The organism is Bradyrhizobium sp. LB11.1 (genome assembly GCF_040549385.1).
Lineage (GTDB): Bacteria > Pseudomonadota > Alphaproteobacteria > Rhizobiales > Xanthobacteraceae > Bradyrhizobium.
This window is the reverse complement of sequence record NZ_JBEPTH010000006.1, coordinates 396594-408927: the sequence shown is the minus strand read 5'-3', so window position 1 is coordinate 408927 and position 12334 is coordinate 396594. Positions and strand designations below refer to the sequence as shown.

14 protein-coding genes are annotated in these 12334 nt (G+C 64.7%); 10 read left to right on the top strand and 4 right to left on the bottom strand.

Going from position 1 to position 12334, the window contains the following annotated elements; all coding sequences use genetic code 11:
* Positions 1-57 precede the first annotated feature (57 nt).
* On the top strand, positions 58-999 hold the full coding sequence (locus ABIA96_RS19035) for a dihydrodipicolinate synthase family protein (protein ID WP_354138565.1): 942 nt from the start codon (positions 58-60) through the stop codon (positions 997-999).
* A 103-nt stretch (positions 1000-1102) separates the two neighbouring features.
* Here ABIA96_RS19035 and ABIA96_RS19030 read toward each other — a convergent pair whose 3' ends face one another.
* Genes ABIA96_RS19030 through ABIA96_RS19020 form a run of 3 tightly spaced genes read right to left on the bottom strand, consistent with a single transcriptional unit; the run spans position 1103 to position 3672 of the window.
* The gene (locus tag ABIA96_RS19030; protein WP_354138564.1) at positions 1103-1807 is read right to left on the bottom strand and encodes a DUF1045 domain-containing protein; all 705 of its coding nucleotides are present in this window, start codon (positions 1805-1807) and stop codon (positions 1103-1105) included.
* 18 nt (positions 1808-1825) lie between these two features.
* Entirely contained in the window at positions 1826-3019 is a 1194-nt protein-coding gene (locus ABIA96_RS19025; RefSeq protein WP_354138563.1) for an alpha-D-ribose 1-methylphosphonate 5-triphosphate diphosphatase, read from the bottom strand.
* Positions 3016-3672 carry an LbetaH domain-containing protein gene (locus ABIA96_RS19020; protein ID WP_354138562.1) on the bottom strand — a complete coding sequence of 219 codons (657 nt, stop codon included), beginning with the start codon at positions 3670-3672 and terminating at the stop codon, positions 3016-3018. Before ABIA96_RS19020 ends, ABIA96_RS19025 begins: the two co-directional genes overlap by 4 nt.
* Before the next feature lie 174 nt (positions 3673-3846).
* Here ABIA96_RS19020 and phnC point away from each other — a divergent pair, with 174 nt between their 5' ends.
* From phnC to phnE (ABIA96_RS19000), 4 genes are all read left to right on the top strand, one after another.
* Positions 3847-4659 (top strand): phosphonate ABC transporter ATP-binding protein, encoded by an 813-nt coding sequence (phnC, locus tag ABIA96_RS19015; RefSeq protein ID WP_354138561.1) that lies wholly within the window; start codon positions 3847-3849, stop codon positions 4657-4659.
* A 65-nt stretch (positions 4660-4724) separates the two neighbouring features.
* Complete coding sequence (gene phnD / locus ABIA96_RS19010; RefSeq protein WP_354138560.1) at positions 4725-5654, top strand: phosphonate ABC transporter substrate-binding protein; 930 nt, start codon at positions 4725-4727, stop codon at positions 5652-5654.
* A gap of 72 nt (positions 5655-5726) precedes the next feature.
* The gene (gene phnE, locus ABIA96_RS19005; protein WP_354138559.1) at positions 5727-6611 is read left to right on the top strand and encodes a phosphonate ABC transporter, permease protein PhnE; all 885 of its coding nucleotides are present in this window, start codon (positions 5727-5729) and stop codon (positions 6609-6611) included.
* Between the two features lie 14 nt (positions 6612-6625).
* Positions 6626-7456 carry a phosphonate ABC transporter, permease protein PhnE gene (phnE, locus tag ABIA96_RS19000; protein ID WP_502918835.1) on the top strand — a complete coding sequence of 277 codons (831 nt, stop codon included), beginning with the start codon at positions 6626-6628 and terminating at the stop codon, positions 7454-7456.
* Positions 7457-7590: 134 nt separating this feature from the next.
* Here phnE (ABIA96_RS19000) and phnF read toward each other — a convergent pair whose 3' ends face one another.
* Positions 7591-8319 carry a phosphonate metabolism transcriptional regulator PhnF gene (gene phnF, locus ABIA96_RS18995; RefSeq protein ID WP_354138557.1) on the bottom strand — a complete coding sequence of 243 codons (729 nt, stop codon included), beginning with the start codon at positions 8317-8319 and terminating at the stop codon, positions 7591-7593.
* 120 nt (positions 8320-8439) lie between these two features.
* Here phnF and phnG point away from each other — a divergent pair, with 120 nt between their 5' ends.
* The 5 genes from phnG to phnK are packed head-to-tail and all read left to right on the top strand — an operon-like array spanning position 8440 to position 12332.
* Positions 8440-8904, top strand: coding sequence for a phosphonate C-P lyase system protein PhnG (gene phnG, locus ABIA96_RS18990; RefSeq protein ID WP_354138556.1), 465 nt, complete (start codon positions 8440-8442; stop codon positions 8902-8904).
* Positions 8905-8908: 4 nt separating this feature from the next.
* Positions 8909-9517, top strand: coding sequence for a phosphonate C-P lyase system protein PhnH (phnH, locus tag ABIA96_RS18985; protein WP_354138555.1), 609 nt, complete (start codon positions 8909-8911; stop codon positions 9515-9517).
* A gap of 4 nt (positions 9518-9521) precedes the next feature.
* On the top strand, positions 9522-10637 hold the full coding sequence (locus ABIA96_RS18980; RefSeq protein WP_354138554.1) for a carbon-phosphorus lyase complex subunit: 1116 nt from the start codon (positions 9522-9524) through the stop codon (positions 10635-10637).
* The gene (locus ABIA96_RS18975; RefSeq protein ID WP_354138553.1) at positions 10634-11542 is read left to right on the top strand and encodes an alpha-D-ribose 1-methylphosphonate 5-phosphate C-P-lyase PhnJ; all 909 of its coding nucleotides are present in this window, start codon (positions 10634-10636) and stop codon (positions 11540-11542) included. The genes ABIA96_RS18980 and ABIA96_RS18975 overlap by 4 nt, the downstream gene beginning before the upstream one ends.
* Entirely contained in the window at positions 11535-12332 is a 798-nt protein-coding gene (phnK, locus tag ABIA96_RS18970) for a phosphonate C-P lyase system protein PhnK (RefSeq protein WP_354138552.1), read from the top strand. Before ABIA96_RS18975 ends, phnK begins: the two co-directional genes overlap by 8 nt.
* The last annotated feature ends 2 nt before the right edge of the window (positions 12333-12334 follow it).

Genomic DNA, 12334 nt, shown 5'->3' with positions numbered 1-12334 from the left:
ATCTGTTGCGCCGCGCGAGCGCGGCGACAGACGAGAATCTTGGGGATGGAGAGTTCGATGCCGGTCACACCACAAAACAAGGCCCAGCGCCCCTATCGCGGCGTGTTCCCGGTTGCGCCCACCATCTTCGACGAGCGCGGCGAGCTCGACCTGGACGGCCAGCGCCGCTGCATCGATTTCATGATCGACGCCGGCTCGCACGGCATCTGCATTCTCGCCAATTTTTCCGAGCAGTTCGTGCTGACCGATGCCGAGCGCGAGACCGTGATGCATGCCGTGCTGGAGCAGGTCGCCGGCCGCGTGCCCGTGATCGTCACCACCACCCATTTCAGCTCGGCGGTGTGCGCGGCGCGCAGCCAGCAGGCCGAGGCCGCCGGTGCCGCCATGGTGATGGTGATGCCGCCCTATCACGGCGCGACCTTTCGCGTCCCGGAGAAAGGCGTCGTCGAGTTCTTCAAGGTGCTTTCGGGAGCGATCAGCATCCCGATCATGATCCAGGATGCGCCGGTCGCGGGCACGCCGTTGTCCGTCGAGCTGCTGGCACGGCTGGCGCGCGACTTCGGCAACATCCGCTATTTCAAGATCGAGGTCGCAGGCGCGGCGTCAAAGCTCCGTAACCTGATCGAAGCGGGCGGCAACGATATCGAGGGTCCCTGGGACGGCGAGGAGGCGATCACGCTGCTCGCCGATCTCGATGCGGGCGCGACCGGCGCGATGACCGGCGGCGGCTATCCCGACGGCATTCGCCAGATCATCGATCCCTATTTCGCGGGCGATCGGGAGAAGGCGAAGGCCGCCTATGAGCGCTGGCTGCCGCTGATCAACTACGAGAACCGCCAATGCGGCCTGATCGCTTGCAAGGCAATGATGCAGGCCGGCGGCGTGATCAAGTCGGACATGGTCCGCCATCCGCTGCAGCCGCTGCACCCGGCGACACGCGCGGGGCTGCTGGAATTGGCGAAGGAGCGTGACGCGCTGGCGCTGCGGTGGGGGAAGTAGAGTCGCACACTCCGCAATCGTAGGGTGGGCAAAGCGTAGCGTGCCCACAACCTGTTGCTGTCACGAAGAGTGGTGGGCACGGCGCTTCGCGCCTTTGCCCACCCTACGAGGTCCGCGCCAGCTTCCACTCACCGATGATGCGAAATCCTGCCTTGGCATCGTCCTGCCGAAACAGCGCGATCCGATCGATCGCCAGCGTATCCAGCTTCAGCGTCGCAAACCGCCCCCGCAGCATCTCCAGAATCGGCCCGCGGCGCTCCGCATCGAGCCGCCCCGTCAGCGTCATGTGGAAGCGGAATTCTTCCATCACGTAAGGATAGCCCCAGCGGTCGAGATACTCGCGCTGCCGCCCGCTGAGCCTTTCCGGCTTGCGCCGCGCGCGATCTTCCGCCGTCAGGGCCGGGCGAAATGAATCGAAATCGCGGACGCAGTCCGCCGCCAGCTGCTGGAGCGCGTCGACAGGCTCAGCCGGAATGATTGCGATGAAGCCGCTGATGGCATCGACCACCGGCTGGATCACCGGCATCGGCCGCGCCTTCTCTGCGAATGTCGCGCAGGCGGCCTCGAGCTCGGCCTCGGTCCTGCCCGATACCAGCGCCATCGGCGCCTTTAGTGTGCCGTGAAAGCCGTATTTGCGGGGATCGGCGGTGATGTCGCGCCAGTCGGGCGCGACATGCAGGGCCTCCTGCGGAAACGAAATCTCGTCGCCCGTGTAGGCATCATAGCCGAGCAGCTCAGCGCCGAAGCGGGACAGCGCATTGTCGGCGCCGGCGGCAAAATAGATCGCGTAGCGGGGAGAATCTGTCATTGCCGGAGCATAACCAATTTATGCCGCGACGACAGTCTCGCGCGGCGTCGCCGCAGCGCTGAGCAGCCGCGTCGCATCGGTGAGATGCACGAGCTTTCCGGCGGCAATCACCGCAACCAGCCGCGGCCGTTCGGGCGCGCTGTCGTCGACCAGCAGGATGTCGGCGCGACGGCCTGCGGCGAGCGTGCCGCGATCGATCAGGCCTGTGGCCTGCGCCGGTGCCAACGAGATCAGCTTCCAGGCCTCCGTCAGCGGCAGCACGCCGTCCGCGGCAAGCCGGAACGCGGCGAGCAGTGGCGCCGGATAATAATAATCCGACGCCAGCACCGAGCAGAGTCCCTTGGCGATCATGTCGGACGCCTTGGTCCAGCCGGTATGGCTGCCACCGCGCAGGACGTTCGGCGCGCCGTAGACGATGGCGTCGCCAGCAGAAGCGGCTTCGCGCGCGGTCTCCTCGTTGATCGGAAATTCGGCGAGAGTCACGCCCATAGCACGAAAGCCTTGTCGCATCGCCGGCGTCGCATCGTCATGTGAGAGCATCCGCACGCCGGCGGCGCGAGAAGCAGCCGCGAGCCGGCCGATCGATGCCGGAACATCGGCGGCACGCGATACGATGTGAGCGACGAGGCTGTCGAAATCGTCGCTCGATAGCCCTGTGCGCTCCACCATGCGGTTGCGCTTGCGTGGCTTGGCCATGTCGCCGATGGTGCCGTCCATGTGGTCGTTGAAAGCGAACAGGTCGACGCGGCCTTCGGCGAGCCACTGGCCGATCTCGTCCTCGGCATCGAGATTGTAGGTCTCGTGCCGCAGGTGAAAGCGGGTGTCGGCGGCGAAGTGCGGACGCTGCCGCTCGATCGCCTCGAGCAGACACCTTGCATTGTCGCCGCTGCGCAGGCCCGGCTCCCACGACCAGGTCGTGGCGTGGAACACCGTGGTGATGCCGTTGCTGATGACCTGGCGGTCGGTGTCGGCAAGCGCGACGTCGATCGGGAAATCGACGCCGGCGCGCGGCATCATCTGCCGCTCGAAGGCATCGCCATGAAGGTCGACGATCCCGGGCAGCACCAGCAGGTTGCGCGCATCGATCGCCAGCCGGGCTCGGCCGCGAGACGCGTCGACCTGCGTAATGTCAGTTCCGGAAACCGCGAGTGAAGTTTCGGCGAACTCGGAGTCGATCAGGGTCCGACCACCTTCAAGGAAAATGTCTGTCACGCGACCGCGCTTCGTTTGCTGGCAGAGCAATGTGCCCCTGCTTCATATGCCGTCAGGAAATCTTCAATTGCGAGCTTGCGGAAATCGGGCAGCGCCGCACGCAATTTGTCGTGATCCCAGTCCCACCATGCCAGCTTTGCAAGCCGTCCGGCAACCTCTTCCGAGAACCGGCGCCGCACGATGCGCGCGGGATTGCCGGCGACGATGGTGTAGGCCGGCACGTCCTTGGTGACGATGGCGCCGGCCGCGATCACCGCACCGGTGCCGATGTTGCGGCCCGGCAGCACGACCGCGCCATGGCCGATCCAGACGTCATGGCCGATATGAACGTGATGCTGGCGTCGCCAGTCGAAGAATTCAGTGTCGTCACTTTCGCCCGGAAAATAGGCGCTGGAGCGATAGGTGAAGTGCGCCTGCGTCGCGCGGTGCATCGGATGATTGCCGGGATTGATGCGCGTCATCGCCGCGATCGAGCAGAATTTTCCGATGGTGGTGTAGGTGATCTGCGCGTCGTTGACGACGTAGGAGTAATCGCCCATCGCCACCTCGTGCAGGATCGTGCGCGCGCCGACTTCGGTGTAGGCGCCAAGCCGGGTCTCGTGCAGCTTCGCAGATGCATCGATGGTCGGTTGGACCGAAAGCAGCTTGGCCATGTTGCATCCGAAAGCTTGAGGGCAGGCGCTCGTCTTCGAGCGGCTTGATGACAATGTCACGACGACGCGATGACAGTGGACGATGTGTGTAGGATCGCCGCACCGCGATGGCCGTGTCACACAAGTGTCAAGCGTCGGCGATAGCGATGGGCTCCAGCTACTCTGGAGCCCTGCATGCTGGTGGTTGAAGGTCTGACGTGCCGCTTCGGCGCAAAAGCCGCGGTGGACGACGCCTCGTTTCAAATCTCCCCCGGCGGCTTCGTCGGTGTGATCGGGCGTTCCGGCGCCGGTAAATCGACGCTGTTGCGGACCCTCAATCGTCTGGTGACGCCGACGCAGGGCCGTATCCTGTTCGACGGCCTCGACGTCACCGCGCTGCGCGGCAAGCAGCTGCGGCAGTGGCGGGCGCGATCGGCGATGATCTTTCAGCAGTTCAACCTGGTCGGCCGGCTCGACGTGCTGACCAACGTGCTGATGGGACGTTTGGCCACGATGCCGGCCTGGCGCTCGCTGTCGCAGACCTGGCCCGAGCAGGACAAGGCGCTGGCGATGTCGGCGCTCGAACAGTTCGATATCGCCTCGCTCGCCGCCCAGCGTGCCGACCAGCTCTCCGGGGGGCAGCAGCAGCGCGTCGCGATCGCGCGGGCGCTGGTGCAGCAGCCCGACATCATCCTCGCCGACGAGCCAATCGCCTCGCTCGACCCGCGCAACACCAAGATCGTGATGGATGCGCTTCTGCGTATCAACAAGCACTTCGGCATCACCGTGCTCTGCAATCTGCATTCGCTCGATCTGGCGCGCAGCTATTGCGACCGCCTGATCGGCATGGCGGCGGGCCGGGTGGTGTTCGACGGCGCGCCGTCCGAGCTGACCGACCTTGTCGCGCGTGAGCTCTACGATCTTGAGGCTGCCGACGTCATGGGCGGCACACCTGTCCCGGCGCCCGAGGGCGTCCCGGCACTCGGAACGGCGGCAGCCGCCGCTTGAGGAGCGCCGCAGCCGTCATTGCCAGTTTTTTGCGTCAACCGAACCCAACCGATGAAGAGGTCATCATGATTACTCGCAGACTCATTCTGGCCGGCGCCGCCGCGCTGACCTTTGCCGGATCCGCTTCCGCCGAAGACTGGAAAGCGAAATATCCGGAGATCACCTTCGCCGTGATCCCGGCCGAGAACGGCTCGGGCGTCACCGAGCGCTATGGTCCCTTCGTCGATTATCTGTCGAAGGAGCTTGGCGTGAAGGTTACGCTGCGCGTCGCCAACGACTACGCTGCCGTCATCGAAGGCCAGCGCGCCGGCAACATCCAGATCGGCTATTACGGCCCGGCCTCGTTCGCCCGCGCGCGTCTCACCGGCGTGAAGACGGATGCCTTCGTCATCGACGTCAATTCCGACGGATCGAAGGGTTACTACTCGGTGTTCTACGTGCTGGCGAAGTCGCCGTACCAGAAAGTCGAGGAGCTCAAGGGCAAGAATCTCGGCCTGGTTGATCCGAACTCGACCTCGGGCAACAACATGCCCCGCTTCAAGCTGAACGCGATGGGCATCGATCCCGACGCCTACTTCTCCAAGGTGATCTTCACCGGTAGCCACGAGAATGCAGTGCTGGCGCTGGCCCAGGGCACCGTCGACGTCGCCGCCAACTGGTGGAACGCCGCCGACGATTCCAACCTGACCCGCATGCTCAACAAGGGCATGGTGAAGTCGGCCGACGGCACCGTGTTGAAGAAGGAAGACTTCCGCATCATCGTGAAGTCCGACCTCATCATCAACTCGCCCTACGCCTATCTCAGCGATCTGCCCGACGATATGAAGGCCGCCATCAAGAAGGCCTTCCTCGACGCGGCGCAGAAGGATCCCGAGGCGTTCAAGAAGCTCTCCGACGGCAAGAACAAGCCCTGGGAGCCGATCTCCAACGACGATTACAACAAGACCATCGAGCTGATTAAGTTCGTCGACAATCTGCGTAAGAAGGCGTCCTGAGCTCGTCGGGACGACGCTACTCGAGCCGGGTCGGCGGACCCGGCTCTTTTTCTTGATGGATCCGTGCCTTCGATGACGATTGCGGTTTCGATCCTACCCGAGCAGCAGCTCGCCGTCCTCAACGCTGCCTATCGCAAGGCAGTTGCGCGCAAGCGCTTGCGCCTGCTGGCAGGCCTCGCCGTGTTCGTCGCCGCGCTGATCGTGGCATCGATCGGCGCCGAGGTGAATTTGCGCACCTTCTTCGCCTATTTCGGCAACTTCGTCAGCTATTTCGACCGCATCCTCACCCTCGACAGCGGTCAGCGGGTCTGGGCCAATTTTGGCGAGTGGTTCTGGGGCTGGCACAAATGGCTGAAGCTGCTCGGAGAGACGCTGCTGATCAGCTATGTCGGCACGCTGGCCGGCGCTGTCCTGGCTTTCCTGCTGAATTTCTTCGCGGCTGAAAACACCTCGCCCGGACCATGGCTTCGCTTCGTGGTGCGGCGCCTGCTCGAATTTGCGCGCACGGTGCCGGGCATCGTTTTCGCGCTGATCTTCGTGATCGCCTTCGGCCTCGGGCCGATGGCGGGCGTGCTCGCGATCGCGATCCACTCCACGGGCGCGCTCGGCAAATTGTTCTCGGAAATCGTCGAGAATGCCGACATGAAGCCGGTCGAGGGCATCCGCTCGACCGGTGCGAGCTGGATTTCCTGCATGCGCTTTGCGATCCTGCCGCAGGTCTCGGCCGGCTACGCCAGCTACGCGCTTCTCCGCTTCGAGATCAACGTCCGCGAGGCGTCGGTCATGGGCTTCGTCGGCGCTGGCGGCATCGGGCAGGAGCTGATCGTCGCGATCCGCAAATTCTACTACTCCGACGTCAGCGCGATCCTCGTGACCATCATCGTCACGGTTTTCCTGATCGACATCACGACCGGCTGGGTGCGTGGCCGCTTGTTCGGCAGGGAGGCGCGGACGTGAGCAAGCTCCCGGAGATGAATGCCGCGGAGCTCCGCGCGCGCTACCCAGATGTCTTTAGCCGCCCGGCGTCGTTGCGCCTCGCAACGCCCGTGATGCTCGTCGTCGCGTTCGCGATCTTCGTGTTCGGCCTGGTCGATCTCGATTTCTCGCCGTCGCGTTTCATCTCGGGGCTGAGCCAGCTCGGCTGGATCAGCATGATGATGATCCCGCCCGATCCCGGCTCGTCGCTGCCGCTCTATCTGAAGGCGATGGGAGAGACCCTGTCGATCGCGCTGCTCGGCACCACGCTGGCCGCAGTGCTGGCGCTGCCGGTCAGCCTGTTCGCGGCGCGCAATGTGGTGCCGTCGATCTTCCTGCGCTTTCCGGTGCGGCGATTCCTCGATTCGATTCGCGGCGTCGACACGCTGATCTGGGCGCTGGTGTGGATCAACGTCGTCGGGCTCGGCCCGTTCGCCGGCGTGCTCGCGATCGCGGTGTCGGATTTCGGCGCGTTCGGCAAACTGTTCTCGGAGGCGATCGAAGGGGCCGATCAGAAGCAAGTCGAGGGCATCCGTGCCTCCGGTGGCAGCGCGCTGCACGAGATTCGCTTCGGCCTGATGCCGCAGGTGCTGCCTGTCATCGCCGGACAGGTGCTCTATTTCATCGAATCCAACACGCGCTCGGCCACCATCATCGGGATCGTCGGTGCCGGCGGCATCGGCCTCCAGCTCGCCGAGCAGATCCGCGTGTTGGAATGGCAGAAGGTGTCGTTCCTGATTCTGATGATCCTGGTCGCGGTCGCCGCGATCGATTTCATCTCCGGCAAGCTGCGGTTTGCGATTATTGGGCGAAGGGCTGTCGCCTGATCACAGCTGCCGTAGGGTGGGCAAAGCGCAAGCGTGCCCACCATTCCTCTCGAATCTTGGAAGTATCGTGGGCACGGCGCAAGAGCGCCTTTGCCCACCCTACGAGACCGTTGTCGTGGAGCGAGCGAGCGCCCCTAAGGCTCGACTAAAAACTCCACCCGCTCTGCCGCAAAGCGCGAGTGCTTCGTCACCAGCGGCTTGCCCTCGAGATCGAGGTCGGTGGCATCGACCACCAGGATCGGCCGGCCCAGCGGGAGATCAAGCCGCGCAGCGTCGGTCGCATCGACGATGCCGGCGGTGATCCGGGTGGCGCCGCGGCGGTAATCGCGGATTCCGTAATGCTCGAGCATCTTCGTCATCGAGCGCGTCGCGGCAAACACGGTGCCGGCACTCGGAAACAGTTCCGCCGACAGCCAGGTCGTGGAGACGCAGATCGGCGTGCGGTCGGCGAGGCGAATGGCCTCGATCCGGACCAGCGGTGCGCCGGACTTCAATCCCAGTTCCCGCGCGAGCTCGCGGGTCGCGATGTCTTCCGATGCCTCGATCAGCTGGCCCCGCGGTTCGCGACCACCGGCGCCGACGATCTCGGAGAAGCGCGTGCGCGAGCGCAAGGGATAGGCGAGTTTCTGCGCCTCGACATAGGTTCCGCTGCCGCGTTCGGCGCGGACGATGCCGCGCTCGGCAAGCGCCGCGAGCGCGCGCCGCACGGTGTGGCGATTGACGCGATAAGTCTCGGCGATCTCCATCTCGCCCGGCAGCTTGTCGCCTGCGGCAAAACGGCCGTCGGCGATGCCGCGCTCGATGCCGTCGGCAACGAGTCGCCACAGCGCGACGCCAGAGGAGGCGGTGTCCTGCATGCTCATGTCGGCGGCCAGCCTAGCCCAGAAATCACAGCTTTGTCACGAAACAGTCATGGCGCTTCCGTATCAAGTTGTCTAGTATAATAGACAACTTGGAATCGACAAGTTCTGCAGAAAAGATCGGTGGATTCGGTGACCCAGCACAACACCCAGCAAGCCCAGCGCCAGGCCGCCATGGCCGTGCTGGCGCACGCGGAGGCGGGCGAGATCGCCGCTCGCCTCCGCACGATCCACCTGCCCGGGCATCAGGATTTGCGGGAGCCCGAGAACGGTCTGGTGATGTTGCGCGGCCGGGTCGGCGGCGACGGCGCGCCGTTTAATCTCGGCGAGGCGACGGTGTCGCGCGCGGCCGTTCGGCTTGCGAGCGGCGAGCTCGGCTTCGGTTACACGCTCGGGCGCGATGGCGAGAAGGCGCGGCTGATCGCGCTGTGCGACGCCCTGGTGCAATCGCGTGATTTCGGCTCAGTCGTCGAGCGCGACGTTATCGCGCCGTTGCGCGAGCAGCTTATGGTCAGGCGCAAGCAGGCGGCGGAAGAGACCGCGGCGACGAAGGTTGATTTCTACACCATGGTGCGCGGTGAGGGGTGAGGCGATGACCACGATTGCGGAACTGCCGCCGGGTTTCGTCGACAAGGTGTTGTCGGCGCAATCGACCTTTCGCTCGGTGATGGACGCGATGGCGCGGCCGGGTTCGGTCCAGCGCATCGTGCCGATGGCTGGGACGCCTGCCACGATGATGCGCGGCACCGCCGCGATCGCGCTGACGCTGTTCGACCACGACACGCCACTCTGGCTCGATGCGCGGATGTCGGAGAATGCCGACGTTTTGAAGTGGCTCAAGTTTTACACCGGCGCGCCGGTGGTGCAGGATTCCTCGATCGCGGCCTTTGCGCTGATCAATGACGGCGGTGCGCTGCCCTCGCTCGAGCGTTTCGCGCTCGGCACCAACGAATATCCGGATCGCTCGACCACGGTGATCGTTCAGGTCGACAACCTGGATTCGGGACGCGGCTTCGAGCTGCGCGGCCCCGGCATCGACGATGTCGCAATGCTGCAGGCGTCGATCAAGCCCTTCGATCTGTTCGAGCGCCTGCGATTCAACGAGACGCTGTTTCCGCGTGGCATCGACGTGGTTCTGGTCGCCGATGACGCCGTGGTTGCGATCCCCCGCACCACGCGAATCGTGAGCAAGGAAAGCTAGAAGCATGTATGTCGCAGTCAAAGGCGGCGAACGCGCCATCGAGAACGCTCATCGCCTGCTCGCCAATGCGCGGCGCGGCGACCAAGGCGTTGCGGAAGTCTCCCTCGACCAGATCTCGGAGCAACTTGGGCTCGCTGTCGACCGCGTCATGAGCGAGGGCTCACTTTATGATCGCGAGCTCGCAGCGCTCGCGATCAAGCAGGCGCGCGGCGACCTGATCGAGGCGATCTTCCTGGTCCGCGCGTTCCGCGCCACTTTGCCGCGCTTCGGCGCCAGCGAGCCGGTCGATACCGGCGCGATGCGGGTGCAACGGCGGGTGTCCTCGACTTTCAAGGACATTCCCGGCGGCCAGATCCTCGGGCCGACCTTCGACTACACCCATCGCCTGCTGGACCCCTCGCTCGCCGAGGGGTTTGTGCCGGAAGCGCCGGCTGTGGCCGAAGCTTCGACGGCGCCGACGCCGCGCGTGACCGACATTCTCGGTCGCGATGGGTTGATCGAGACTTCGCCACAGGCCGAAGACGGCGCCAGCGTCGGCGATCTCACCCGCGAGCCGCTGAACTTCCCGGCGGACCGCGATCTGCGCCTGCAAAATCTCGCACGCGGCGACGAAGGCTTTCTGCTGGCGATGGGCTATTCCACCCAGCGCGGCTACGGCCGCAACCATCCCTTCGCCGGCGAGATACGCTTCGGCGAGGTCGAGGTCGAATTCGCAGCCGAAGACGTTGGCTTTGCCGTGCCACTCGGTTCGATCGAGCTCACCGAGTGTCAGATGGTCAACCAGTTCAAGGGCTCAGCGACGGAAGCGCCGTGCTTCACCCGGGGTTATGGGCTTGCCTTCGGCCAGAGCGAGCGCAAGACCATGTCGATGGCGCTGGTCGATCGGGCGCTGCGTGCTCGCGAGCTCGGTGAAGAGGTCGGAGCCCCGGCGCAAGATGAAGAATTCATAATGTCGCATTCGGACAACGTCCAGGCAACCGGCTTCGTCGAGCACCTCAAGCTGCCGCACTATGTCGACTTCCAGTCCGAGCTCGGCCTGCTGCGCAAGCTGCGCAAGGAGTTCGCCGAAGCGTCTACTGAAGCCAACGCGCCCGATGCCATGAAGGAGGCCGCGGAATGAACGCGCCCGCCTACAACTTCGCCTATCTCGACGAGCAGACCAAGCGGATGATCCGCCGCGCGATCCTGAAGGCGATCGCGATCCCCGGCTACCAGGTGCCGTTCGCCAGCCGCGAAATGCCGATGCCCTATGGCTGGGGCACCGGCGGCGTGCAGGTGACCGCTGCGATCCTGGGACCGCAGGACGTGCTGAAGGTGATCGACCAAGGCTCTGACGACACCACCAACGCGATTTCGATCCGCAAATTCTTCGCCAAGACCGCCGGCGTCGCCACGACGACCTCGACGGACGATGCGACCGTGATCCAGACGCGCCATCGCATTCCCGAGACGGCCCTGCACGCGAACCAGGTTCTGGTCTATCAGGTGCCGATCCCGGAGCCGCTGCGCTTTCTCGAGCCCCGCGAGACCGAGACGCGGCGCATGCATGCGCTCGCCGAATACGGCCTGATGCATGTGAAGCTGTATGAGGACATCGCCCGCTTCGGCCATATCGCGACCGCCTACGCCTATCCGGTCAAGGTGAACGCGCGCTACGTGATGGATCCGTCGCCGACGCCGAAATTCGACAATCCCAAGATGGACAATTGCCCGGCGTTGCAATTGTTCGGCGCCGGCCGCGAAAAGCGCATCTATGCGATCCCGCCTTATACTCAGGTGGTGTCGCTGGATTTCGAGGATCACCCGTTCGAGCCCTATCGCTTCAACGCGCCTTGCGCGCTGTGCGCCGCGGAGAACTCCTACCTCGATGAGATCGTGACCGACGACAAGGGCAGCCGCATGTTCGTCTGCTCGGACACAGACTATTGCGAGCGCCGCCAGGCCGCCGGCCATCACGGCAACCTCAGTGCTGCGCCGTACAAGGACAAGGCGCAAGGAGAAGTAAAAGGGGAAGCAAATGGCTGAGCGAGTTCTGCTCGAAACCGATCAGCCGCTGCTGGTTGCTGATACCCTCAGCAAATCCTACGGCCGCATCGCCGCCTGCCGCGACGTGTCGTTCTCGCTCTATTCCGGCGAAGTGCTGGCGATCGTCGGCGAATCCGGCTCGGGCAAGTCGACGCTGCTGCAGCTGCTGTCGGGCCAGCTCGCGGCGAACGGCGGGCAGGTGTCCTACCGTATGCGCGACGGCGTCACCCGCGATCTCGCCGCGCTCGGCGAGGCCGAGCGGCGGCTGCTGTTCCGTACTGATTGGGGTTTTGTACACCAGGATCCGGCGCAGGGTCTGCGCATGGGGGTCTCGGCCGGCGCCAATGTCGGCGAGCGGCTGATGGCCGTGGGCTGGAACCACTATGGCCGCATTCGCGAGTCCGCCTCCGACTGGCTTACGCGCGTCGAGATCGACGTCGCGCGCATCGACGATGCGCCGCGCACCTATTCGGGTGGCATGCGCCAGCGCCTCCAGATCGCGCGCAACCTCGTCACGGGGCCGCGGCTGGTGTTCATGGACGAGCCGACCGGCGGCCTTGATGTTTCAGTCCAGGCCCGCCTGCTCGATCTCCTGCGCAATCTCGTCGCCGAACTGCAACTCGCCGTCGTCATCGTCACCCACGATCTCGCGGTCGCGCGCCTGTTGTCGCATCGGGTGATGGTGATGAAGGGCGGCCGTGTCATCGAGACCGGTCTCACCGACCAGGTGCTCGACGATCCGCGCGAGCCCTACACCCAACTCCTCGTCTCCTCGATTCTGCCGGCATAAGC